Origin of the sequence: uncultured Brachyspira sp., assembly GCF_944388875.1 — a bacterium.
Lineage (GTDB): Bacteria > Spirochaetota > Brachyspiria > Brachyspirales > Brachyspiraceae > Brachyspira.
Window position 1 is genome coordinate 37,123 of the sequence record NZ_CALXKQ010000006.1, and the last position, 24,354, is coordinate 61,476.

General features: G+C 26.8%; 22 protein-coding genes and 2 tRNA genes. 10 read left to right on the forward strand and 14 right to left on the reverse strand.

The window, feature by feature from the left end:
- Window positions 1-29 precede the first annotated feature (29 nt).
- The 3 genes from Q0J69_RS05965 to Q0J69_RS05975 are packed head-to-tail and all read right to left on the reverse strand — an operon-like array spanning window position 30 to window position 3,229.
- On the reverse strand, window positions 30-1,049 hold the full coding sequence (locus Q0J69_RS05965) for a WYL domain-containing protein (RefSeq protein WP_297205085.1): 1,020 nt from the start codon (window positions 1,047-1,049) through the stop codon (window positions 30-32).
- A 12-nt stretch (window positions 1,050-1,061) separates the two neighbouring features.
- Complete coding sequence (locus Q0J69_RS05970) at window positions 1,062-2,189, reverse strand: hypothetical protein (protein ID WP_297205086.1); 1,128 nt, start codon at window positions 2,187-2,189, stop codon at window positions 1,062-1,064.
- A 23-nt stretch (window positions 2,190-2,212) separates the two neighbouring features.
- Window positions 2,213-3,229 (reverse strand): DUF1385 domain-containing protein, encoded by a 1,017-nt coding sequence (locus Q0J69_RS05975; RefSeq protein WP_297205087.1) that lies wholly within the window; start codon window positions 3,227-3,229, stop codon window positions 2,213-2,215.
- Between the two features lie 123 nt (window positions 3,230-3,352).
- On the opposite strand from Q0J69_RS05975, the gene Q0J69_RS05980 reads away from it, so the two are divergent.
- A complete protein-coding gene (locus Q0J69_RS05980; RefSeq protein WP_297205088.1) occupies window positions 3,353-3,763 on the forward strand; it encodes a hypothetical protein in 411 nt (136 codons plus the stop codon).
- 3 nt (window positions 3,764-3,766) lie between these two features.
- Here Q0J69_RS05980 and Q0J69_RS05985 read toward each other — a convergent pair whose 3' ends face one another.
- Window positions 3,767-4,768, reverse strand: a complete 1,002-nt coding sequence (locus tag Q0J69_RS05985) for an NAD(P)H-dependent glycerol-3-phosphate dehydrogenase (RefSeq protein ID WP_297205090.1) — start codon at window positions 4,766-4,768, stop codon at window positions 3,767-3,769.
- 106 nt (window positions 4,769-4,874) lie between these two features.
- On the reverse strand, window positions 4,875-5,444 hold the full coding sequence (locus tag Q0J69_RS05990) for a TetR/AcrR family transcriptional regulator (RefSeq protein ID WP_297205091.1): 570 nt from the start codon (window positions 5,442-5,444) through the stop codon (window positions 4,875-4,877).
- 110 nt (window positions 5,445-5,554) lie between these two features.
- On the opposite strand from Q0J69_RS05990, the gene Q0J69_RS05995 reads away from it, so the two are divergent.
- The 5 genes from Q0J69_RS05995 (at window position 5,555) to Q0J69_RS06015 (ending at window position 12,726) form a co-directional block, all read left to right on the forward strand.
- The gene (locus tag Q0J69_RS05995; RefSeq protein WP_297205093.1) at window positions 5,555-5,890 is read left to right on the forward strand and encodes a helix-turn-helix transcriptional regulator; all 336 of its coding nucleotides are present in this window, start codon (window positions 5,555-5,557) and stop codon (window positions 5,888-5,890) included.
- 22 nt (window positions 5,891-5,912) lie between these two features.
- Window positions 5,913-6,902, forward strand: coding sequence for a hypothetical protein (locus Q0J69_RS06000; RefSeq protein ID WP_297205095.1), 990 nt, complete (start codon window positions 5,913-5,915; stop codon window positions 6,900-6,902).
- Between the two features lie 273 nt (window positions 6,903-7,175).
- A complete protein-coding gene (locus Q0J69_RS06005; RefSeq protein WP_297205097.1) occupies window positions 7,176-7,898 on the forward strand; it encodes an NERD domain-containing protein in 723 nt (240 codons plus the stop codon).
- A gap of 107 nt (window positions 7,899-8,005) precedes the next feature.
- Window positions 8,006-9,511, forward strand: coding sequence for a TolC family protein (locus Q0J69_RS06010; protein ID WP_297205098.1), 1,506 nt, complete (start codon window positions 8,006-8,008; stop codon window positions 9,509-9,511).
- Between the two features lie 44 nt (window positions 9,512-9,555).
- Window positions 9,556-12,726, forward strand: coding sequence for an efflux RND transporter permease subunit (locus Q0J69_RS06015; RefSeq protein WP_297205100.1), 3,171 nt, complete (start codon window positions 9,556-9,558; stop codon window positions 12,724-12,726).
- 37 nt (window positions 12,727-12,763) lie between these two features.
- On the opposite strand, the gene Q0J69_RS06020 is transcribed toward Q0J69_RS06015, so the two are convergent.
- Together Q0J69_RS06020 and Q0J69_RS06025 are read right to left on the reverse strand one after the other, a co-directional pair.
- Window positions 12,764-13,720, reverse strand: a complete 957-nt coding sequence (locus Q0J69_RS06020) for a phosphatidylglycerol lysyltransferase domain-containing protein (protein WP_297205102.1) — start codon at window positions 13,718-13,720, stop codon at window positions 12,764-12,766.
- A gap of 71 nt (window positions 13,721-13,791) precedes the next feature.
- A complete protein-coding gene (locus tag Q0J69_RS06025) occupies window positions 13,792-14,346 on the reverse strand; it encodes a flavodoxin family protein (RefSeq protein ID WP_297205104.1) in 555 nt (184 codons plus the stop codon).
- A gap of 114 nt (window positions 14,347-14,460) precedes the next feature.
- Here Q0J69_RS06025 and Q0J69_RS06030 point away from each other — a divergent pair, with 114 nt between their 5' ends.
- Window positions 14,461-14,793, forward strand: a complete 333-nt coding sequence (locus tag Q0J69_RS06030) for a helix-turn-helix domain-containing protein (protein WP_297205106.1) — start codon at window positions 14,461-14,463, stop codon at window positions 14,791-14,793.
- A 5-nt stretch (window positions 14,794-14,798) separates the two neighbouring features.
- On the opposite strand, the gene Q0J69_RS06035 is transcribed toward Q0J69_RS06030, so the two are convergent.
- Window positions 14,799-15,329 carry an SRPBCC family protein gene (locus tag Q0J69_RS06035; protein WP_297205108.1) on the reverse strand — a complete coding sequence of 177 codons (531 nt, stop codon included), beginning with the start codon at window positions 15,327-15,329 and terminating at the stop codon, window positions 14,799-14,801.
- 2 nt (window positions 15,330-15,331) lie between these two features.
- Window positions 15,332-16,651: an AI-2E family transporter gene (locus tag Q0J69_RS06040; RefSeq protein ID WP_297205110.1), complete on the reverse strand. Its 1,320-nt coding sequence runs from the start codon at window positions 16,649-16,651 to the stop codon at window positions 15,332-15,334.
- Between the two features lie 163 nt (window positions 16,652-16,814).
- Here Q0J69_RS06040 and Q0J69_RS06045 point away from each other — a divergent pair.
- The 3 genes from Q0J69_RS06045 to Q0J69_RS06055 all read left to right on the forward strand — a co-directional run bounded on the left by Q0J69_RS06045 (window position 16,815) and on the right by Q0J69_RS06055 (window position 17,423).
- Window positions 16,815-16,888, forward strand: a tRNA-Ile gene (locus Q0J69_RS06045).
- Between the two features lie 26 nt (window positions 16,889-16,914).
- Window positions 16,915-16,988 (forward strand) — tRNA-Ala (locus Q0J69_RS06050).
- 90 nt (window positions 16,989-17,078) lie between these two features.
- Window positions 17,079-17,423 (forward strand): ankyrin repeat domain-containing protein, encoded by a 345-nt coding sequence (locus Q0J69_RS06055; RefSeq protein WP_297205111.1) that lies wholly within the window; start codon window positions 17,079-17,081, stop codon window positions 17,421-17,423.
- 5 nt (window positions 17,424-17,428) lie between these two features.
- Here Q0J69_RS06055 and Q0J69_RS06060 read toward each other — a convergent pair whose 3' ends face one another.
- The 5 genes from Q0J69_RS06060 to Q0J69_RS06080 form a co-directional block, all read right to left on the reverse strand.
- Window positions 17,429-18,253 carry a hypothetical protein gene (locus Q0J69_RS06060; RefSeq protein ID WP_297205113.1) on the reverse strand — a complete coding sequence of 275 codons (825 nt, stop codon included), beginning with the start codon at window positions 18,251-18,253 and terminating at the stop codon, window positions 17,429-17,431.
- On the reverse strand, window positions 18,237-19,211 hold the full coding sequence (locus Q0J69_RS06065; RefSeq protein WP_297205114.1) for a hypothetical protein: 975 nt from the start codon (window positions 19,209-19,211) through the stop codon (window positions 18,237-18,239). The genes Q0J69_RS06060 and Q0J69_RS06065 overlap by 17 nt, the downstream gene beginning before the upstream one ends.
- Window positions 19,212-19,240: 29 nt before the next feature.
- A complete protein-coding gene (locus Q0J69_RS06070; RefSeq protein WP_297205115.1) occupies window positions 19,241-21,001 on the reverse strand; it encodes a hypothetical protein in 1,761 nt (586 codons plus the stop codon).
- Window positions 21,002-21,134: 133 nt separating this feature from the next.
- Entirely contained in the window at window positions 21,135-22,511 is a 1,377-nt protein-coding gene (locus Q0J69_RS06075) for a sodium ion-translocating decarboxylase subunit beta (protein ID WP_297205116.1), read from the reverse strand.
- Window positions 22,512-22,542: 31 nt separating this feature from the next.
- Window positions 22,543-24,348, reverse strand: coding sequence for a biotin/lipoyl-containing protein (locus Q0J69_RS06080; protein WP_297205117.1), 1,806 nt, complete (start codon window positions 24,346-24,348; stop codon window positions 22,543-22,545).
- Window positions 24,349-24,354: the final 6 nt, after the last annotated feature.

The window sequence follows — 24,354 nt, forward strand, 5'->3', positions numbered from 1 at the left end:
GGCATGAATATTTTTGATATTTATGCCTATTATTTTTCATTCATAATAGATAACGCATTATTAAGATATTCCACAAATTCTATGTGAAATTCTTTAGGAGATATAATCTTAAAATGTCCAAGCCATGGACTTAAAAATATTCTAAGTTCTGTAAAAGATGAAAAATCAAAATTAATTAATATAGATCCATCATCTAATTCTTTTTTTATTTTTTGATTAAATCCATAATCCCTGCTCTTGAAATAATGTGCAACATTGGAATTAAATTCAACTAAAGTTTTTATAATCTCATCATCATTCCAATATATACTTCTTTTACTTTCTAAATGTTTAATTAATTTCTCTCTTTTTTCAGATCTTATTTTATATTGATTATCATACTCTTCTTTTTCCTTTTGAGAGTGAAATTTTAATGGTTTATGAACCTCAATATTGGATATATTATTTATTATATATGTTTTAATTTTATTATGCTTATTGTCATTTGCAACTAAATACCATATACCTTGAAAATAGTATATTAAATATGCAGCAGCATTAACTTTATAAACAATATCTCCTCTTTGAAGATAATAATCAAAACTTATATCATTTAAATCTTTTACATAGCAAATTAATTTATCAATAACATCATTATCTATAGATATATTATTTATTTCATTATTTGCTATTATAATAACATCATAATATTCATTATCAATATTTTGAGGAAGGATTTTTGATACTGTAGAATTGGGTATCAATGATAAATTACTGCTTATTTTCTTTATAAATACAGAAAATAATTTATCAACATTCTCTTTCAAATCTTTATTATCTAAATTAACACCTTTTTTAAGCCTTTTTAAATCTTCTTTTTTTAGAAGATATTTATCTTTTTCTGAAACTAAATCTATTTTTAGATATTTCTGTATATCTTCAATATCTCTTTGAGATGTTCTTGTGGACATGTCGGATGAGTTCATAACTTTGTTTTTTGGAATAAAACCATCCAATATAAGAGAAGTGTATAGTTCAAATAATCTTTCAAATTTTTTCTTTTCAGGCATATTATTAACCTCCTAAAATACACTGTGTACAAATTCTTTAACAGCATTTCCGTTAATTTTAAATTGCTCATCATTTATTGTAAAATATCCGTCTAATATTCCATTTACTATTTCAACATCCATTTTCTTTAAAGTTCCAAATGAATCATATAAATATTTTCCAGCAGCATTAAATACAAAGCTAAATCCATTTTCTTTAGAATAATAATCTATAACATCTTTATATTCATGCGATTCAAAATTATTATATATATACCATTTGCCTTTATATAAAAATTTTATCATTTTAGAATTTTGAGATTCTGGCTTAGCATCATAAATAAATACTGCTATAGGCTCTGTTGTATATGAAGTATATACTAAAGCTGCTATAACATTATGTGTATATTTTGACGGAATTCTTCCTGCTGTATTAATTGCCAAAACAGAACTGGTATCAGTAATAACATTTTCACTTCCTGGAACAACTAAATAACCTGCTGGTGCTCCATAATAAAATGAGGTATATAATGCTCTGTTTCTTGCCCAATTTACCATAGAAGCACTGAAGTTTGTGAATTTAAATGAAAATTCTGTGTCTATTAAATTACTTATTGATGATTTTAAAGATATTTTTGTATTATAGAAATTTGGTATTTCTAAATTTAATTCTCCTATACTTTTCTTAAATTGAGAGCGTATAAAATTATCATAAAAATCTAAAAAATCTTTTTCATCTTCTTTTATTATAAAATTCTGAGAATCTCCGTCTAATATATTAAAGGCATTGTATGAAAAATATCTTTTAAGTCCGTATTTATATAACTTCCAAAATATTATATGATTATCATGAAACAAATATAAATACAAATTTTCTACCATATTTTTATTTATCTGTATAGATTTTGGTACCTCAGAAAAATTACCAGTATAATATATTCCTTTAGCATTTGTAATAGATGTTACAGTATTATCCAATATGGGCAGATCATTCCTGCTGTATGATTTATTTGGCATAACATTATAGTTAACATATATAAAAATGAATATTGATATTGCAATAAACAAAATCACAGATATTATTAGAATATATTTTTTTATATAACTGGAAGAATATTCATAATAATCATCTTTTGCTATAAGACGTTTTTTTATACGCATAACTTTTCTTCTAAATTAGATTGTCATTCAGATTTTTTTATATCGTTTTGTACATCTTCTTCTGTTCTATTTTCCACAGAATTATCCAAAAGTTTGCTTAATGCAAATAAAGCAACTTCTATTTCATCATCCTGAGGTCTTCTTGTAGTTATTTTCTGCAGCAATAAACCCGGTAATATTGCAAGCCTCATGAGAGGAAAATTATAAAATTTGAATCCCAATTTTAGTATCTCATAAGATATACCAGAAACAATAGGAAGCAGTATTATATTAATAGCAAGCACAGTTAAATTTCCTATTAATTTGGGAGGAGTATAAGAAGCATATATATATGTATAAACAAAATAGCTTGTAAACATATACAATAAAATAGATACAGTCAATACTAAGAACATAAATGTAGTTCCGCATCTAGGATGTATTGTAGTGTATTCTCTTATATTTCCAGTATCAGGATTAAGTCCATGTTCATAAGCATTAACAACCATGTGTTCTGCACCATGATATTCAAATACTCTTTTTATATCCTTAAAAAATGATATTACTAATAAATATATAACAAATATGGCTAATTTGATTGCCCCCCTTGCCAAATTAAAAATGACAAAATGTTCTTTTTCATTTATTCCGATAAGAGTTGTAATAAAATAAGGCAACGCTATAAAAAGTCCTACAGCAAAAGCCAAAGATACAAGCATACTTAAAGTCATTGCTATATTATCATTTTTTTCTGATTTGTTATTATCGTTTTTATTGTACTTTTTATTTTCTTCTTCAATTCCTGCAGTATTGGCAGAAAATACTAAAGTTTTATATCCTAATTTCATCATATCTATAAAATTAACAACACCTCTGAAAAAAGGCATTTTACTTAATTTATTTTTATTTTCAGGTATGCTTTGCTTTATAAAATCAATCTGCTTATCAGGTTTTCTAACAGCAACAACATAATGACTTCTGTTTCTAAGCATTATACCTTCTATAACAGCCTGACCTCCTACACCTTCTTTTATTCTATTTTCATCTAATTTTTTATTCATTCAATAAATATCCTTATATATTTAAATTTTAATATTAAGTAGATATATAATATAATAAATATTATATTCTTTCAAGTATAAAAAAATATTGAATTTGTTAAAAAAATAATATATTATAGAGGTATGAAATTTTTAGGAGTTATCGTATTTTTTATTACTATCACTTTTATTTCATGTAAAAGTACTAATACTCAAGCTGTATCATTAGTAGAATATCATAATAAAGAAAATATTTCGTATGTAAAAACAATAAAATTAAAAGATAGAAGCGGATTCTATATGAGTAAAAGTCCATATTTTACATTTAATATAGATTTAAAAGAAAACGGATATGCTGATGTGGTATTGAGAGGATGGATGGTTTATAAAGGTATAGTTAAAGTAGGAGATCCTGAATCAGAAAATAAAAAATTTATATTAGATATAGATAATGTTACACATGTTATAGTAGAGTTTAAAGATATGAGTAATGCAAAAGCCTCTATAGTATTAGAGGGAGTTGTTCAGCAGGTTTTGGATATGACAAAAATTTAATTTTTAGAAAAATCCTTCACTTTTAGCATCTTTGCTCATGAGTTCAGTTAAAGTACTCTGTATATTGGCATTATTAAATAGTATATTATATATTGCTTCTGTAATAGGCATATAAATATTATTTTTTTTAGCATATTCATAAGCTGCCGTTGTAGCATAAACACCTTCAGCAACCTGTCCATGATTTTCTGCTATTACCTGTTCATATTTTTTTCCTTTAGCAAGTTCACGTCCAAGCCTGTTATTTCTACTAAGTCCGCTTGAACAAGTTACTATTAAATCTCCTATTCCAGAAAGTCCGTACATAGTATCTATTCTAGCACCTTTGCTTAATGCAAATCTCACTATTTCATGCAGTCCTCTTGTTATAAGAGCAGCCTTTGTATTATCCCCAAGATGAAGTCCGTCTACTATACCGCCTGCAATTGCTATAATATTTTTTAACGCCCCCCCTATTTCAACACCTTTCTGATCTGTAGAATTATATATCCTAAATTTAGGCGGAACAGTTAAAGTATCTCTTACATATTCAGAAACTCCCTTCTCTCCGCCAATAACTACAGCAGTAGGTACTCCTTTGGCAACTTCTTCAGCATGCGAAGGACCAGAAAGTGTAAGTATTGATAAATCTCCTGATATTATACTTCTAGCAACTTCGCTCATAGTTTTCCCAGTTTTTCTATCAAGTCCTTTAGTTGCAGATACTAATATTTGATCATTGCTTATATATGGTTCTATATTTTCACATGCCTGAGAAAAAGCAAATGAGGGAGTTACTATTATGATTATTTCATTATCATTAACAGCTTCTCCGATATCCATTGTGAAGTTTATATTTTTATTTAATTCTATATTTTTAAGATAATTATCATTTCTATGAGTTATACTTAATAATTTATAGCTTTCTTCACTATGAACCCATACTTTAATATTATGTTTTTCAGAAAAAATATTTGCAAGAGCAAGTCCCCAACCGCCTGCCCCTATAATACCTACATTTGCCATACTCAGCCCTACTTCATTTTATAATACAGTATCTATTAGTATATATAAAAAATAATTATTATCAATATATAATTATAAAAAAATATTATGTAAACTTATTGCATTTTTATTTAAAAGATTTTTCAAGTAAAATGCATATATTATTAAGCAAATCTTCTTTTTTTATTTTATTGTCATCTTTTACCCAGCAGAATATAACAGATACTAATGCTCCTGAAAAAAATTGAGACATTATTTTAGCATTTTGAATATCATCACTTTTTATTGTTTCATCTAAATATTCAGTAAATATTTTATATAATGATGAAACAAATAATAATGTGTTGTTATAATCTATTAGAGATACATTAAAATACTGCTTATTGTCATCAAAATAATTAATAACTTTTTCTAATATTTTTCTATAGTTTTTTTTAAAATCATATATAGAATTATCTTTTCTTAATTCTTTTATGATATCTTCTTTTATATCTTCTATAATAGAGTTTAAAAGATCCTCTTTATTATTAAAATGATCATAAAATGTAACTCTGTTTACTAATGCATGTTCGCATATTTCTGTTACGCTTATATCTTTTAATGAATTACTTTTTAGAAGTTCAAGCAATGATTCTTTCAAAAGTTTTTGAGTTTTTAATATTCTTAAATCTTTTTTAATCTTTTTTTCTTTTCTCATTTATAAAGTATGCCATATATTAGAATAAAAATAAAGTTATTAAATAAAATTTATTTAATATATTGATATATTGTGTATTACATAGTATAATACAATATATAAAGGATTTAATGTTGAATCATGATGATATAGTATTAAATTTGATGCAGGAACTAAGACGAGGAACATTGATAATAGCAGTTCTAAGTCAATTAAAAAAAGAAGAATACGGATACAATTTAATTACTAAATTAAAAGAAAACGGCATCACTGTTGAAGCAAATACTTTATACCCTCTTTTAAGAAGATTAGAAAATCAGGGTATTTTAAAAAGTGAATGGAATACCAAAGAAGATAAGCCAAGAAAATATTATTCTATAACAAAAGACGGAAAAGAAGTTTTCAAAAAGGCTGTTCATAATTGGAAAGAATTTTCATATAATGTTAATAAAATAATAGATGAATAATTTTTTAATAATAGGAGTTTATATGATTGAAAATAAAGAAAATAAAAAAGTAGAAGATATTATTGAAAGATATATTTATACCGTTACAAAATCAATGCCCGATAAAATAAAAGAAGATGTTTCAAATGAAATAAGAACTCTTATTGATGATATAATAAAAGAAAGATTTTCAAACTCAGAGTATAAACTAAATGATATAAAAAATATTTTAATGGAAATCGGAAATCCTTATGAACTTGCCTACAAATATAATACTGATTACAATAAATGTTTAATAGGATATCCTTACTATATTTATTATAAACTTATACTAAAAATTGTTTTATCTTCTACATTGCTTGGAATAGTAGCTTCATCAATAATTAATATATTTATAAATAATGAAGTTTTAAATTTGATTAATATAGCAAGCAATATTTTTACTGCATTATTATTAGCATTTTCATTTGTAACATTAATATTTGTATTAATTTCAAATAAGATAGATATTTCTAGCTTTATAATAGATTTTGATAATCTTCAAAAACCTCCTAATAAAAAAATAAATTTCAATACTTCAATTATTAAAATATCAGCAGCAATTATATTTTTATTACTTTTATTATTATCTCCAAATTTATTTTCAATAAAAATAGATAATGAGTATTTGGCATTCTTTAATACAGATATTATAAAAGATACTTTTTTATTTCCTTTAATATTTATTTTAATGCTTATATCAAGAGAAATTATAAAAATGTTTTCAAATGCTTATAATAAAAAGACATATACATTTTTTATTAGTATTGATATAGTATCTGCTATTGTTTCATCATTATGGCTATTATCATACAATGTAATTAATAATAATTTTATAAATACATTAACAAAATTAGAATCAGACAATTTTATTACTTTCAATATATTTAATAATTTTCAGTTATTTTGTTTAATATTTATATTATTTGCTTTGCTGATTGATAGTATATATGTTATATTAAAACTAAAAAATAGCCTTGCATATAAAGGCTAATATATGCAAGACTATAATATTATAATAAAAATTTATATAAATGCTAAATTGTAAAATCATTTATATATTAAGCAAACTACTGTAAATATTTTCATATTTTATAAATAAGATAAGTTATTCAAAAATAATATTACAATAAAAATAAAATCTGTCAAAAAAATTTAATATTTAAATATTAAATTTTTTTTAATAAAAATATATTTAATTGTTGTTAAATAACTGTTATTATTTATAATAATTATAGTTTTATATTTTATTATAAGGTTTATAAATATGGGCTTATTTAATTATATAATACATAAAATTCTTGGAAATATATTTTATGGTGATTCTCTTAAAGGAAAAATTGGAGAACTAGAAGTAGATAATGCTTTAAATCCATATTTTTTTGGTAAAACAGAACATAAGCAAATAAATAATTTAGTAATAGTTGATGAAAATGGAAAAAGCCATCAAATAGATCATATAGAGATAAGATCAAATGGTATATTTTGTATAGAAACTAAAAACTATAGCGGATTAATATTTGGAAGTGAAAATAATAATAAATGGACTCAGTGTTTAAGAAGAGGAAAAAAGAATTATTTTTATAATCCAATAAAACAAAATAAATCTCATATATTCCATTTAAAAAAAATATTAGAAAATAAATATAATATAAATTCATTAATCGTATTTACACAAAATAATGCTGATAATATAAATATTAATAATGTTATAAATTTGATAGATTTAAAAACATATCTAAATAATTTTAATGACGGAACTAATTATACTTCTGAGGATATGGATTATATTTATAATAAGTTAATTTCAAGTAATAAAAATATTTCTAATTCAGAACATATAGAAAATATAAAGAATACTAAAGAAGAAATAAGAAGCGGAATATGTCCAAGATGCAAAGGAAAATTAATATTAAGAGAAGGAAAATATGGAGAGTTTTACGGATGCAGCAATTATCCATATTGTAAATTTACCATAAAAAATAATTAACAAAAATAAAAAAATGTAGTTTATAATACAATAGTAATTTTGTTGTACTTGAATATAAAGTATAAAAATAATAGAATATATACAATATTTTTGGCAGGTGTTAGAAAGTGTTAAGGAAATTGATATATATTATTTTTATACATTCAGTTATTTTTAATTTTATTATTTTTGCACAAAATACAAACACTATGGTTCTTCCGTATACACAATATATGGAAAGGATAAAAGTACTAATACCAGAGATGAAATTAACAGCCTCGCAGGAGAGCAATGCATATAATAATTTAACAAAAGCAAAAAGCTCCGGAGATGTAAAGTTTGATTTGCAGGCAGGAGCTATAGGAAAGCAGGCTCATTTTGACGAATACAGTTTTATACCTACATCAGACTTTTATTATAATGGTTTTAGAATAGGTGCAGGTTTCAGCGGACTTATACCCTACTCTGGAACTAGATGGTCCGTAGAAATTAAACATGACAGTTTCTTTGGAGATTTTAAAACTGGAGATATTGTATTGCCTGTAGATACAGCTCTTGGAACAGTAAGCGGCAGAATTCCTAATTTGGGTACAAATGATTTTAAATATTATTATCCAAGCGTTAAAATACAAATTGCTCAGCCAATATTAAGAGATTTTTTTGGTAAATTAGACAGATACCCTATTAAAGATGCAGAATATCAGCTTACAATAGCAAAATTAAAAAGAATGATAGATGACAACAGCGTATTAACTTCTTATCAGAAAATATATTATCAATGGATAATGTCAAGAAAATTAATAGCTCTGTATGATGCTATGATTAGAGAAGCCAGAAGTTTTGAAAATCAGGTTTATAAGAGATATTCAAGCGGAGTTATAGATAATGACTCTTATCAGAATGCAAGAAGACAAACTTTAAAATATATAGAAGCAAAAGATAAATCAGAATTAATGCTCAAAAAAATTATAAGAAATATAAAGTTTTTCATACCAGAAGAAAATATTATACCAAATGAAGACGATTGGACTCAGACGCTTGAAACTTCTATTAATGCAAAAGTTGATATAGTGCCGTTTTTAGAAAGTGCTCAGGGACAAATGGCTTATCAGTTAAAATTAAGAAGCGAATATGCACTATCAATAATGAAAAATAATGCATTGCCTGATTTATCAATAGTAGGAAGCGTATCATTATCAAGTTTGGATGACAGCGGATATTTTAAATCTTTTTCTACTATGACAAATGTTGATTATTTTGTAGGGCTTATGTTTTCTTATCCTATAGGAGGACGAGATGCCAAAGCCAAAATGGAAGATGCTTATGCGGCTTTGAATGCTGTTACTGCTGACTTTGACAGAGTTAATAGGGATTTTGATGTGCAGATAGGTACTTATTATGATGAGTTTGAGGCGTATAAAAAAATGCTTGAAAATAAAAAATTGGAAGTTAATGCTATAGTGTCAAGAATAAATACTCAAAATGCTAAATTCAGACAAGGACGCCTTCCTATAGATGAGATAATAAATGCTAGGCTTGATTTAGCACAGGCAAGAGCAGAACTTCTAAATCTTGAATATATGATAATAAGCACTGTTATGGATTATAATTCACTGGTGCTTCTTAGTAATTAGTAAATTATTAATTAGTTATTATTTAAATAATTGGAAAATAATATATGAATAAAATTATAGAACTATTTGCAAAAAACAGATTATTAGTTAATGTAATAATTTTGATAACTTTAGCAGTTGGAATATACTCTTATCTTAATATAAAAAAAGAAGCATTCCCATCTACAAACTTTGACGTTATGATAGTGCAGGTTATATATCCGGGTGCCTCTCCTGAAGATGTTGAACAATATGCTATGATACCAATAGAAGATGAGCTTCAAACTATAGCAGGAATTGATGAGTTTTATTCTATAATAATAGAAAATGCAGGAATACTCACCATAAGAATAGATATGAATCTCAAAGATTCAAGACCTGTAAAAGATGAAATATTTAGAAGACTTCAGAATGCTCCTAATGTATCAAAAGATGTTTCAGAAATAAAAATTTTTGAAGCCAATGCCAACAGAATGCCTATATACAATTTAGGTATAAGATTTAAAGAAGGACAGGAAGGAAGTGAAAAAGAACTTTATGATATATCCAAAAGATTTGAAAAAGAATTAAAATATGTAGACGGAGTTGCAAATGTAGAAGTATATGGAAGAACAGACCCAGAAATACAAATACTAGCAGACCCTTACAAATTAAGAGAATACTACACTTCATTAACAGAAATCATACAGGCATTATCTTTGAGAAATATACGCTCTACAAGCGGAAGTATGAAGCCTTTGGAAAGCGATGATTTGGAAGATAAAAATAAACTTCTAGTTACAACAGGACAATTTCAAGACCCATTATCAATTACAAATGTTATAGTGCGTTCTATATTTAATGGAAAGCCCGTAAGAATTGGAGATATTGCAAGAGTTGAAGAATTATTCGTTGATAAAAGTGTGTATATGAGAGTTAATAGCAAGCATGGATACTCTATAAACATAATAAAAAAAGAAGATGCTGACATATTAAAAACTATTGATAATGTTAATAAATATTTTGAAAAAAATAAATCTACTATTCCAAGCAATATAGAAATAGTTCCTATGGCTGATAACTCAAGAACTATTACAGATTTGCTTAATGCAGTTTCTTCAAATATTATAACAGGTTTTATCATCATATTTATAATACTTATTATATTTTTGGATTTTAAGAGTGCAATATTTACTTCTCTTGGAATGCTTATAGTTATATCTGTTTCTCTTATTTATATGACATATTCTGGAATTACTTTTAATATAATATCTCTTGGTGGAATCATAACCGTACTTGGTATGATAGTGGACAATTCCATAGTAGTTTCAGAAAATATTTTTAATTATCATCAAAGAGGTATAAAAGGGCTTGAAGCTACAAAAAATGCAGTAGGAGAAGTATTTATGCCTATGCTTGTTTCTACTCTTACAACAGTTGCATCATTTGCTCCTATAATATTTGTTACTGGTACTATGGGAAGATTAATCAATCAGTATCCTAGAGTTGTTATTGTGGCATTAGTAGTAAGTATATTTCAGGCTGTTTTGCTTCTTCCTAATAACTTAATCACTAAAGAAGAACTTACGGGAGAACATAAAAGAAAAAGATTTAATTTCAAAAATCCTCTTGATTTTGATAAAGATAAATTATTTGATAAATTAAAAATCCCTTTTGTTAAGTTTTTAAGATTTACATTAAAGTTTAGATATATTGTTCTTATATTTTTTATAGTTACACTTTTTATCACTCTTTTAATAGCTAAATCAATATTTGCAAAGTTTACTTTAGTTTATGATACAAGTGCAGATGTTATAGTCATTAATATAGATACAGGTGTTGGAAGCTCTATATACAAGACAGAAAAATATCTTCAGAAAGTAGAAAATATTATTTATGAAACTATAAATACAAATGATATAATAGCAGTTTATAGTTTACTTGGAAAACAATTAGATAAGAACACTGTAGAAGTATCAGAAGAGATGGACAATATTGCAGGCACTATGATATATTTAGTTCCAGCCAATAACAGAAAAAAAATAGCTTATGATATAGTTGATGATTTAAATCTTGCTATAGAAAAAAGCGGAATAAAAGATGAATTAGAACTTATAACAGTTAATACCAAGCTTCCAATAAATCCCGGTAAAGCAGTTGATATAAAAATAATAGGTAATGATACTCTTATGGTTAAAGAAGTAAAAGATAAAATGAAAGAACATCTTTTGAGTTTGGACGGAGTAGTTAATTATGATGATGATGATAAAATAGGACAGGAAGAATTAAGAGTAATATTTGATTATGACAGAATGTCTGAACTAGGAGTTAATGTTGCTTATGCAGCAAGAGAACTTAGAGCAGCTTATGCTGGAATAGTAGCTACTTCAATACAGCAGTTTGAAAATAAATTAGACTTTAGAGTAAGACTGGATAAGCAATATACTTATGATACTAATGTACTTAATAATCTTTTAATACCAAATACCTATTACAGACTTATACAATTAAAAGATATAGCAGATATATACATTACAAACAATCAGTCAAGCATAAGACACTATAATGGAAAAAAATCTATCACTATGACTGCTGATATTGAACAGGGTAAAAATACTGCTATACAAGTAACCTATGCAATGCAAGACTATTTTAATTCTATATCAAAAGATTATCCTAATATAAGCGTGGAGTTTGCAGGAGAGGTAAAAGAAACAAGAGGCTCTATAATCGGTATTGCTTGGGGATATGTTATTGCTATAATTGCAATATATGTAATACTTCTTCTTCAATTCAATAAATTTGTTCAGCCTTTCATGATTTTGGGTATAATACCTTTTGGAATAATCGGCGTTATACTTGGGTTTGCAGCTCATAGAATGCCTATGTCATTTGTTGGTGCTGTTGGTATAGTGGGACTTGCTGGTGTTGTTGTAAATAATGGTATTATAATGGTTGACTTAATAAACAGAATACTTGAAGGAGGCAATATACATGATAAACAAGATGTATTAAATGCCGTTGTGGAAGGTGCAGGCGACAGATTCAGAGCAATATTTCTCACAACTGTAACTACAATATTCGGACTTCTTCCAACTGTTTATGGTATAGGAGGACGTGCTGATTTGATAGTACCTATGGTTATGTCTATGGCTTATGGGCTTTTATTTGCTGCTCTTTTAACTTTAATACTTCTTCCATCTCTGTTTATGATATCTGCAGATTTGAAATTAATAAAGATAAACTATAAAAAATAAGGAGATGCATTATAAAATACAGCTCCTTAAATATTTACTAAAAATCAGTGCAGAAACCCTGATACTTTTCAATATATCCTACTGGATTATATGACATTTTAGCTTTTCTAAGTCCTAAATCTCCTACATCCTGTTCTCTGTTTACAAATTTAAATCTATTATCACTATCAGGCAAATTTTCTAAAAATAATCTATTAATAGCCTGATAGCTTCCTTTATAATCCCTATCCCCTCTTTCTGAATGAACAACTATAGTATCTCTCATGCTCAAATCAGCTATAGTATATGCTGCTATTTTTTTATTTATATAAATAACACCTCCAACTATATTATTAATGCTGTCCCAATTATCTAATAATGTTTTTATCATAGTTACATCAGCTTCTGCCCTAACCTCATGAGATAATAATTTTCCCTTTTCAAAAGCCTCGCATGATTCAGTATTATCATCATTTGATTCTGTATTTGTATTGCTATTAAGTTCATCTATTTCCCATTTGCTTTCAAAATCAAAAATTTTATCTACCATTGAGCTGTCTATAGGCTTATATTCAAAATCATTTTTCATAAATTGATTGTATAAGTTTTTCTTATTATGAAATTTTTTACCCGGTAATGTTTTAAGTTCATTAAAGTCATATATATATTCCCACTCATCTCTTGATTCTTTTACTTTTATTTTTGTGGTTTTTTCCCAAAATAATGCAAGCTCTTTAGGAATTCTTATTATACTTTCTCCTGAAATTTCACATGGACTCATTTCATCACAAAAATTAGTATCAAACCAATCTCCAACTGGTGCCCAATAAATTGTATATGGAGATTTTTGCCTTATCCATACTAATTTTTCAGTAAAAGCCCATTCAAGCATATATGTATCTTTAAGTCCAAATAAGTTCATAAATGTATAATCGGCTGACTGCTCTGGAGTTATAGAAAAATATTTATTATATAATTGCTGTTTATCTAATGATATAGGTTCAAAATTAAGCATATTAAAATTTTCCTTATAAAAAATCTAATTATTGAGGATATATTATATATTAAAAAAAATTAATGTAAATATTATATTATTAGCTTGCCCATTTCAAATGCCTTGTTTAACTCAATTTTACCATTAATATCTCCAATTCTAAAAACACCTCCTGCTATCAAATACCCTAAATCTTTCCATCCAAGATAATTTAATAAATATTTATAATATTCTATGACAGGCTTAGAATTATTTTCATCATTTCCCTCTGCTGCCATTAACATAAAACATTCTTTATACGGCGTATTATAATGAGGATCTATCTCTGTTACAGCAAATAATCTGTCTATAGCCATTTTTAATTGGGCACTGAAAGACCAATAATACATAGGAGAAGCCAATACTAGTATATCTGCTTCTTTATAATACGGATATATTTTTAACATATCATCTTTTTGGGTACATGGACTTTCCTTATCCTTTCCTCCTTTCAAACAGCCTTTGCAGCAATGTATATTCATTTTATCTAAATCAAATCTAACTACATCGTGTCCGCTGTATTTTAAACCTTTGCTGAATTCTCCTATTAAAGCAGAAGTATTTCCATTAACTCTAGGGCTTCCATTTAATATTAATATTTTTTTCATTATATACTCCTTATTTCTATTGATATAATTATTATAGTATTATATATTATTAATAACAAGTACGAACAGAAAAGTTATATACTTACTATAAGTAAAGTATCAGGAGTATTAAATATGGAAAAAAACAAATTAAAAGAAAAATATATGGAAGATACAGGATTTGCTTATACAATGTCATTAATATCTGGAAAGTATAAAATGATTATATTATATATATTATCAGAGCTTAAAGTTGTAAGATATAATGAACTAAAAAGAATAATATCCAATATATCTCATAAAACATTGAGCTTATCTCTAAAAGAATTAGAAAAAGATGATTTAATATCAAGAAAAGAGTATCCTCAAATACCTCCAAAAGTGGAATACAGCTTATCTAAACGAGGTAAATCTCTTATACCTATATTAGATGCTATATGTATTTGGGGCGAAAAGAATAAAAAATAATTTTTCTATTTTTTACTGTTTCTAATAAATTTTCTTATGTTTCTAAAAAAATCAGATTTGCCGTTTTCATCTATTAGAACGTATTTTAGCATAAATCTCAAATAAGGATGATAAACATATAAAGTTTCTTTTATAGTCATTTTAGTTCTATTATCATCAGCATCTTCTAATACATAAGTCCATAAAACAGTAAATTCATTTTCCATTTTTACTATTGATATTTCGCTGTTTTCAATGCTTCTAACCTCTACGAATTCCTGATATGTCCTTCTGTTAGTATAAGTCTGCATTACTTTTAATTTATTTCCATCCAATCTTTGAGTATTAACTATAGATATATATTTAAGCCATATAGGATAATTATCATAATCTTTAAGAAGGCTGTATAATTCATTTCTTTGTATATCTAATATTTCAGTTTTCTCTTTAGAAAAAGCAGGCGGCATTCTTTTGCCTATTGATGTAGGCAGTAATATCATAATACCCATTAAAAATAACGGTAAGATTATAAATATTGGAACTAAATAAAATAGCATTTCTATTGTCCTTTTTTAATTAAAGTGTAGAATTTAGAATTATAATATTTATAGAAAAAGTTTCTGGATATAATAAGTATTATACCGCAGAATGGAACTGCAAATAATACTCCAAGAAGTCCGAATAATACTCCCCCTATAATAGTACTGAACATTACTGCTATAGGATGTATCTGAACAGATTTTCCTAATATTTTAGGAGCCATTAATCCTGAATCAAGTATTTGTATAACTCCATATATTATTCCCATCTTTAATGCTCCATGCCACCATATAGGTTCTGTTATAATACCTACGAATACCGCAGCCAAAAATGCTATGAAAGGTCCTATAAAAGGTATATAGTTTAAAAGTCCTCTAAGTAATGCCAGCATAAAAGCATATTTTGTTGATGTTATGGACAATAATATATAGCTTATTATAAAAAATGATACAGCAAGTATTGTCATGCCTCTTATATAGCTGTTAATTATATCATTTGATTTAATTATTATATTGCTTATTGATGTCTGCCATCTCATAGGAAGAAGCCTAATGATTTTAGATTTTATATTCTGAAAATCAAGCATCAAATAAAAGGTAACAAATGGAAGTATAACAAAATATGAAAATATTATACTGAATATTTTTGTGATGCTGTTTATATTTTGAAATCTTAAATCTGTAACTCTTTTATATATCAAAGTTAGCATGCCGTTGCTTCCAAATAAGAAGTCTTTTATAGAGTCAGCATCTATTGCCATGTCTATATCAAAACTTTTTCCTACGGTTCTATTCAATCTTTCAGATAAATATATCAGCAATGAAGAAATAGAATTATATATTTTATCAACATACTGAGGTAAATTTCTTAATATAATATCCATCTCTTCAATAGTTCTAGGCAGAATAAACATAAAAAATATTATAGCAAATATTACTAATGGTATGAATATTAATAAAACCCCTATTATTCTAGGTATCTTTTTTTCCATTTTTGTAATTAGAGGATCAAACATATATGCTAAGAACATACCCCATAAAAATGGAGCAACTAAATATCCAGCCTCTTTTATTATCCAAAGCATAAACAAAAAAGATATTAAGCATATCATTGTCTTAGCCCATATATATTTCCAAAATGGAATTATTGCAGCTGTCAAAATGATAAATAATATAATAGGATTAATAACATTCTTTATTAAATAGCAAAAGTAAAAAAAACCTGATGATACGGCTAATACTAATAGTATTTCACCACCATTTATTAATATTTTATTATGATTGAGTATATGTCCATTTTTATCTTTTTTGAAGAAGCTTTTATCATTGTTATTTATCATATTACATTATCCCATTAACAGCTTTTAATAATACAGCAGAAATCTATTTTTTACAATATTTCATAAAAATAAAAATTATAAAAAATATTGTTTTTAATAAAAAAATACTTGATATTTTTTTTATAGTATGTTATATTCTAGTTCATATCGTTGATGATTAAAAGGGCCTGTAGCTCAGATGGCTAGAGCGTTCGACTGATAATCGAAAGGTCGGTGGTTCAATTCCTCCCAGGCCCACACGCTCAGGTCTTAAAAATCAATACGGGGGTTTAGCTCAGCTTGGGAGAGCGACTGCCTTGCACGCAGTAGGTCGTGGGTTCGATCCCCATAACCTCCACATCTTTTATAAACGATTCTTAAATCTCAATATTTAAGGATCGTTTTATTTTATTAACTTTTAAATATTAAAAGTTAAAGGAGATTCTTAATGATAAAAAAATTATTAATACCATTAATTATAATATCATTAATATTAACGCCTTTAAATACTATATATGCCCTAACTCAGGATGAAGAAACTTTTTTGGATGCTGCTGTATTCGGTGATGAAGATGTAATAAAAGATATACTTCAAAAAAATATTAATATCAATATTCAAGATGATGTAGGAAATACTGCATTAATATTAGCATGCATGGAAGGACATATTCAGGTTGTAAAACTCTTAGTAGAAGCTAATGCTGATAAATCTGTATTAAATAAACATGGAAATAATGCATTATTTTATGCAAAGCAAAAAAATTACTCTGATATAATAAAACTTATTGAATAATAAAATTATTTTTTTGTATTTTCATCTATTATAATTATTATTTCGGCTTCTTTATTAACTTCATAATCATGTTCTGGATTTAAAACTATATTAGATTTATATTTAATTCCTATAGAAATAATATTTTTTTCAAGCAATAAAATATAAATATTTTCAAAATTCATAGATTCATTATCAGGAAAATATTTTTTATAAGGAACCATAATAATATCATTTCCATTTTTAGTAAGCAGATCATTAAATATATAAAGCAAATCCGAATTATTAGAAGCTGTAGCCATAAGCATTCCTATTAATTTACCGCTTACTATAAAATCTCTTATATCATTAGAGTCTATTAGATTTCTATTTTCTATAGAACTCATTAAAGAAAGAATAGGAATATCATAGTGGTCTTTAACTATTCTTCTTATTATTAAAAGAATATTGATTGCTTTTATATCTGTTTCTAATGTTTCTGATATTAATACTATTTTACTTATTTTATTTTCAGCTATCTTTGATGCAATAAAATCCTTTTTTATTTCTGCATTTTCTATATCTTCATAATAAAGTTTTACTATTTTTTCCTTTTCTGTATATTGTGATATTTCTTTGATAATTTCATTTTCTTTTTTGGTATCTAATATTAAAAGAACATTATGATCATACATTATTTTATCTGTCATATGAATAGTTGTATCTATGTTTTTAATATTATCTTCTTTTTGATAAAGAATTACTAACTTTTCTTTTTCTTTTATTTTATCATAATAGTTTGGTATTAGAAGGCTCTTTTTTGGTTTTATTACTTTATTAATTTCTGCTATTTCTTCATGAACTAAACCCATTAATATTTCTCTTTTTTTTTAAATATATAGAGGATAGTTCTTCAAATGTTTTATTTTGATTATTGTATTCTATCCTTATATCTATTCCGCTAACATCAAATAATTCTTCATAAATACTGCTTAATCCTGTATATGTTATACTTTGTCCTATTAATTTGTAAAGTATTTCATATTTATAAATTATATGTATATCAAATAGCTCGCTGTCATTTATAGATGATATAATTTCTATACTTTCTTTTTTATTAACTAATATACATATATCTATTTTTTTTATATGAGATGCAGATTTTAATATTTTTTTTAATGATAGTAATATTTTTAATGATTTAACATCATCATCATTAACTATTGTAACACTATGAGCTCTTTCTATATTAAGCATTTTTAAATTTTCAAATATGCTTGGATTTCCTTCTCTTATTACTATATTTGTTTTTTTATAATTAGGAAAGAATGATATTCTTTTTTTTATTTCATCTGGATTTGCTTCAGATAATAATACTATTTTTTTTGCTCTTCCTGATATAAACTCACTTATAATAGTTAAAGCTTCTTCTCCATATCCAAGTATGATAGAATGATTTCTCTCCATTATGAAAGCATTTCCATTACTAAGATTTTTTATTCTCTCTTGCAATGAATTATTAATCATAGCAATTAATAAACCCCATCCGCATACACCAAAAAATGTTACTCCTAAAAAAATAATAACAACTCCATTGAAGCCTCTGTCAGCTTCAGCGGCTGATATATTACCTGTATCTATAAACTGCATTAAACTATCCCAAAATGCTTCTAAAATTGGATAGTTAAAGAAGATTCTCATTAATACAGATATGATAAATAATGATATTACTATAATTAGTGTTAATATCATTAATTGGTATAATAATCCTTTATTAAATACTCTGTCTATTTTATATTTTATATATTTTGATAATCTATCTATTAACATAAAATCATTCCTATTGTAATTAATATAAATTAAAAAATTAATTCTTCATTTTCTTCTTCTAAAATATAATTGGTTATAATTATAATTTCATCCTTATTGTCTAATAAGCATTCATTATTAGGATTTAAAATAACATCATTATATCTTTTTACCCCTATTATTACTATTTTTTTCTTTAATAAAGATAAATAAACATCCTGAAAAGTTTTAGATTCCTGAAAATAATCAGAATACGGAGACATTATTATATCTTTTCCATTTTTGCTTAAAAGACCGTAAAAAATATATAATATATTTGAACTCAATGAAGCCTGAGCCATAAGCATGCCTATAAGTTTTCCGCTTACTATAAAATCTCTTACATCATCTGAATATATTAGATTTCTCTTTTGTATAGAATTAAGCAAAGATAATATTGCTATATTCAAATTTTCTTTCCTAATGATTTGCCTTATTATTAAAAGTATATTTATGCTTTTTACATCGGTAATATTATCCTCAGATATCAAAACTATTTTTGTTATTCCTTCTTTTTTCAATTTTTCAAGCATGAATTTATATTTGTTTTTTTGGGACTTTATTAAATCATAACTAATCATAGCTATATTATTATTTTCTATATATTCTGAAATTTCTTTGATTATTTCATCATATCTTTTATCTTCGCATATTAGCAGAATATTATTTTTATATTTTATAATACTTGGTTTTATATCAGGGTATTCATTTATAGAATCATCATTATTATTTCTTGATAATATGACAAGTCTATTTTCTTTTTTTATAAAATTGTCATAATTTGGTATTAACAAAGGACTTCTATCTTCTTTAGTTATACCAAGAAGTATCATTCCCTTCTCAAGATATTTTAAAGCAGCATCTTCAAATTTACAATTATCAAAATTATGATCCGTTTCTATATAAAATACATTTCCGTCATTAGAAAATAAATCCTCATATACATTGCTTAATCCTGTATAAATAATACTTTGTGCTATAAGTTTATAAAGAATTTCATATTTATAAATTATATGTATAACAAAGTTTTTTTCTTCAATAGATTTTATTATTTCAATAGTATCTTCTTCATGAACTAATACGCATATATTTATTTTTTTATCAAGTTCTTCTTCTTCAATTATTTTTTTTAATGCGAGAAGTATATTTAATGATTCTGTATCATCATTATTTATTATTGATATGCTTGAAGATTTTGCTATATTAAGGAGTTTAATATTTTCTATCCTGCTGGTATTTCCCTCTCTTATTATAACATTACTCTTTTTATAACCTTTTATGAAAGATACCCTCTTTCTTATAACATCAACATTATGATCAGAAAGTATTATAATAGTTTTTACCTTTGCCATAATAAACTGCTCTACTATAGTTAAAGCCTCTTCTCCATATCCCAATATAATAGCATGATTTTTTTCCATAATAAATGCATTGCCTTTGCTAAGATTATTAATTCTATCCTGTAAAGCTTTATTTATCATGGCTATAAGAGAACCCCATCCGCATACACCGATAAAAGTAACCATTAAAAATGTTATCACTATACCAGTACTTCCTTCTACAGATGATATATTTCCAGTATCTATAAACTGCATTAAACTATCCCAAAATGCATCTTTAGGAGGGTATTGGAAAAAAACTATTATAAATATTGAAACTATTAAAAGAAGTATTATTATAGCAAAAACTAAAAGCATTAATTGATATAATAAGCCTTTATTAAGCATTCTGTCAATTAGATATTTAATGTATTTTGGTATATCTTTAATCATATTTCAATTCTAGTATTAATTTATATATAAAAATTATACTAAAGTATGTAAAAAATTTCAAAATAAATTTTATAAAAAAGGTGCAAACCTAAAGAAGATTTACACCTTTAATATTTGATAAATAATTCAACTATTAACCAAGTATAGCCAAAAGAACTCCTGCGGCAACCGCTGATCCAATAACACCAGCAACATTAGGACCCATAGCATGCATGAGTAAGAAGTTGTGAGGATTAGATTCCTGCCCTACTTTATTGGCAACTCTTGCAGACATAGGAACAGCAGATACACCAGCAGCACCAATAAGAGGATTAATTTTATCTTTACTAACTAAATTCATAAATTTAGCAAGAAGAACTCCTCCTGCTGTACCCATAGAGAAAGCAATTAAACCTAAAACTAATATACCAATAGTTTCAAAACGTAAAAACTTATCTGCAGCTAATTTACTTCCAACTGATAATCCTAGCATTATTGTAACTATATTAATCAATTCATTTTGAGCAGTTTTAGAAAGTCTGTCAGTAACACCAGATTCTTTAATTAAATTACCAAACATTAATGCACCTATAAGCGGAGCAGCATCAGGTAAAAGCAAGGCAACTAGTATAATAACAGAAAGAGGGAAAATAATTTTTTCTCTTTTACTAACAGGGCGTAACTGTTTCATTTCAATTTTTCTTTCTTTTTCAGTAGTAAGCCATTTCATAATAGGAGGCTGAATAATAGGAACTAAAGCCATATATGAATAAGCCGCAACAGCAATAGCACCTAATAGATGAGGCGATAATCTTGAAGCTGTGAATATAGCTGTAGGACCGTCAGCACCTCCTATAATACCTATAGAAGCAGCATCTTTTAATGTAAAAGAAATTACAGGTACATAAGCTGATATGAGCATTGCACCTAATAATGTTCCAAATATACCTATCTGAGCAGCAGCACCTAATAAAGCTGTTTTAGGATTAGCAATAAGAGGTCCGAAATCTGTCATTGCACCAACACCTATAAATATAAATAATGGGAATAAACCAGATTCAATACCAAAATTATATATCTGTCCTAAAAAACCTCCGCTGCTTAAAGTAACTGGTATACCATTAATAACTTCTACAACAGGCAATGCAGCAATATTGGCTATTGGAATATTTGCAAGTATTCCTCCCATACCTATAGGAATTAAAAGCAAAGGTTCAAATCCTTTAGAAATAGCCAGATAAACTAAAAGCAAGCCAACACAAATCATTATAATATTTTGCCATAGAGGAACTGTTTTAACTTTTATGTCGTTTAATTTAGTTTGATATTTTTCTTGTTTGCTTTTTTCAGCTTTAGCCTGAGCTTCTGCTATCTCTTGTTCACTTCTAGGAAAAAGTCCTCCAAAAGCAGTATTTCTCGCTAAAGAAATAAGCGAATCTTTTATATTAAGCGGCTTATCTGCACTTTCCTGAGGCAGTACAATTGATGCTGTCATAAAGATAAGTGCAAATACTAAAAATACTTTTCTCATTCTTTTATCTCCTTAAAACCAGCATCATCTATCAGCCAACTATAGCTAATTCCTGACCAGCAACTACAGCGTCCCCTGGTTTAACTTTAACTTCTTTAACAACTCCGCTGGCAGAAGATTTTATTTCTACTTCCATTTTCATAGCTTCCACAACTAATATTGTAGAACCATCTTGAACTTGTGTTCCAACTGGAGCTACTATTTTCACTACTGTACCAGGCAAACCTGCTGTAATAGGAGTAGCAGAACCACTTGAAGCAGGAGCAGCAGCTTGAGAACTTCCAGCAGCTATACCATCTTTAATAGTATAATCATAGCTTACTCCATCAACTATAGCTTTGCCGTTTTCTATTTTTATACCGTAACTAGAGCCTCCAACAGTAACTGTAACTTCATTGCTTGTAGCTTTTACACCATCAGAAGAAGCACCTCCTGCATTTTTTCTGATACCAAGTTTAGCTTCGCCTTTAAGGAATTGTATACCTTTTTCTTTACAAGCAGCAGCTATAAATACATTTTCATCTGAAAGATCAGTTATTCCAGCATCTTTTAATGCCTGTTCAGCAGCTTTTCTTCCTTTTTTAGGATTTTTATCATCTATATCCATAGGAAGTTCAGTAGTAGGCTGCAATCCCAATTGCTCGCTTGCAATTTTTACTATTTCAGGATCAGGTGTAGAAGGTGTTTTACCAAAATATCCTAATACCATTTTACCATAACCATCAGCTATTTTTTTCCAATCGCCCTGCATTACATTATTAAATGCTTGTTGGAAATAGAACTGTGATACAGGAGTTACAGATGTACCGAAACCTCCTTTTCTAACAACCTCAGTCATAGCTCTTATAACTTCTGGGAATCTGTTCATTACATTAATATCTCTCATCATTTGAGTATTAGCTGTTAAGGCACCGCCTGGCATTGGAGCAAATGGAATCATAGGTTCTACTGTTCTGCTTTCTGGAGGAAGGAAGTAATCTTTCATACATTCTTTAAATACTTCTTCAGCTTCTCTGATTTTATCTATATCTATACCCAAATGATATTCTGTACCTCTTAAAGCATGCCACATAACTATTAAATCAGTCTGACAAGTACCGCCTGATACTGGAGCAGCTGAAAGGTCTATACAATCAGCACCTGCATCTAAAGCAGCTCTGTACTGAACAGCCCCTATACCTGCTGTTTCATGGCTGTGCATTTGTATATGAATATCTTTTCCTAATATTCTTCTTGCTTCCTTAATAGTATCATAAACTACCTGAGGTGTTGCTGTACCTGAAGCATCTTTGAAACATACAGAATCGAAATCTACTTTATCTTTTATTTGAGTTAATACTTTTCCATAGAATGCAGCATCATGTGCCCCTTCACATCCTGGAGGAAGTGCCATCATACTAACACATACCTGATGTTTTAGCCCTGCTTCTTTTATGCATTTACCACTAAAAATAAGATTGTTTACATCGTTTAAAGCATCAAAGTTTCTAATTGTTGTAACACCATGTTTTTTGAAAAGATCAGCATGAAGCTTAATCATTTCTCTAGGCTGAGATTCCAAACCTACTACATTAACTCCTCTTGCTAAAGTTTGAAGGTTTACATCAGGTCCTACTGTTTTTCTAAAAGTATCCATTACATCAAAGGCATTTTCCTGATTGTAAAAGAAAGCACTTTGGAATGTTGCACCGCCGCCTGATTCAAAATATGTAACACCTGCTTTTACAAATGCTTCTACAGCAGGCATAAAATCTTTAGATAATACTCTAGCACCATAAACAGATTGGAAACCATCTCTAAATGCTGTAAGCATAAATTTTATTTCTTTTTTAGCCATTCTTAT

Coding starts and splice junctions, on each gene's coding strand:
- Q0J69_RS05965 (WP_297205085.1), bottom strand. CDS start 1,049: ATGCCTGAAAAGAAAAAATTTGAAAGATTATTTGAACTATACACTTCT.
- Q0J69_RS05970 (WP_297205086.1), bottom strand. CDS start 2,189: ATGCGTATAAAAAAACGTCTTATAGCAAAAGATGATTATTATGAATAT.
- Q0J69_RS05975 (WP_297205087.1), bottom strand. CDS start 3,229: ATGAATAAAAAATTAGATGAAAATAGAATAAAAGAAGGTGTAGGAGGT.
- Q0J69_RS05980 (WP_297205088.1), top strand. CDS start 3,353: ATGAAATTTTTAGGAGTTATCGTATTTTTTATTACTATCACTTTTATT.
- Q0J69_RS05985 (WP_297205090.1), bottom strand. CDS start 4,768: ATGGCAAATGTAGGTATTATAGGGGCAGGCGGTTGGGGACTTGCTCTT.
- Q0J69_RS05990 (WP_297205091.1), bottom strand. CDS start 5,444: ATGAGAAAAGAAAAAAAGATTAAAAAAGATTTAAGAATATTAAAAACT.
- Q0J69_RS05995 (WP_297205093.1), top strand. CDS start 5,555: ATGTTGAATCATGATGATATAGTATTAAATTTGATGCAGGAACTAAGA.
- Q0J69_RS06000 (WP_297205095.1), top strand. CDS start 5,913: ATGATTGAAAATAAAGAAAATAAAAAAGTAGAAGATATTATTGAAAGA.
- Q0J69_RS06005 (WP_297205097.1), top strand. CDS start 7,176: ATGGGCTTATTTAATTATATAATACATAAAATTCTTGGAAATATATTT.
- Q0J69_RS06015 (WP_297205100.1), top strand. CDS start 9,556: ATGAATAAAATTATAGAACTATTTGCAAAAAACAGATTATTAGTTAAT.
- Q0J69_RS06020 (WP_297205102.1), bottom strand. CDS start 13,720: ATGCTTAATTTTGAACCTATATCATTAGATAAACAGCAATTATATAAT.
- Q0J69_RS06025 (WP_297205104.1), bottom strand. CDS start 14,346: ATGAAAAAAATATTAATATTAAATGGAAGCCCTAGAGTTAATGGAAAT.
- Q0J69_RS06030 (WP_297205106.1), top strand. CDS start 14,461: ATGGAAAAAAACAAATTAAAAGAAAAATATATGGAAGATACAGGATTT.
- Q0J69_RS06035 (WP_297205108.1), bottom strand. CDS start 15,329: ATGCTATTTTATTTAGTTCCAATATTTATAATCTTACCGTTATTTTTA.
- Q0J69_RS06040 (WP_297205110.1), bottom strand. CDS start 16,651: ATGATAAATAACAATGATAAAAGCTTCTTCAAAAAAGATAAAAATGGA.
- Q0J69_RS06055 (WP_297205111.1), top strand. CDS start 17,079: ATGATAAAAAAATTATTAATACCATTAATTATAATATCATTAATATTA.
- Q0J69_RS06060 (WP_297205113.1), bottom strand. CDS start 18,253: ATGGGTTTAGTTCATGAAGAAATAGCAGAAATTAATAAAGTAATAAAA.
- Q0J69_RS06065 (WP_297205114.1), bottom strand. CDS start 19,211: ATGTTAATAGATAGATTATCAAAATATATAAAATATAAAATAGACAGA.
- Q0J69_RS06070 (WP_297205115.1), bottom strand. CDS start 21,001: ATGATTAAAGATATACCAAAATACATTAAATATCTAATTGACAGAATG.
- Q0J69_RS06075 (WP_297205116.1), bottom strand. CDS start 22,511: ATGAGAAAAGTATTTTTAGTATTTGCACTTATCTTTATGACAGCATCA.
- Q0J69_RS06080 (WP_297205117.1), bottom strand. CDS start 24,348: ATGGCTAAAAAAGAAATAAAATTTATGCTTACAGCATTTAGAGATGGT.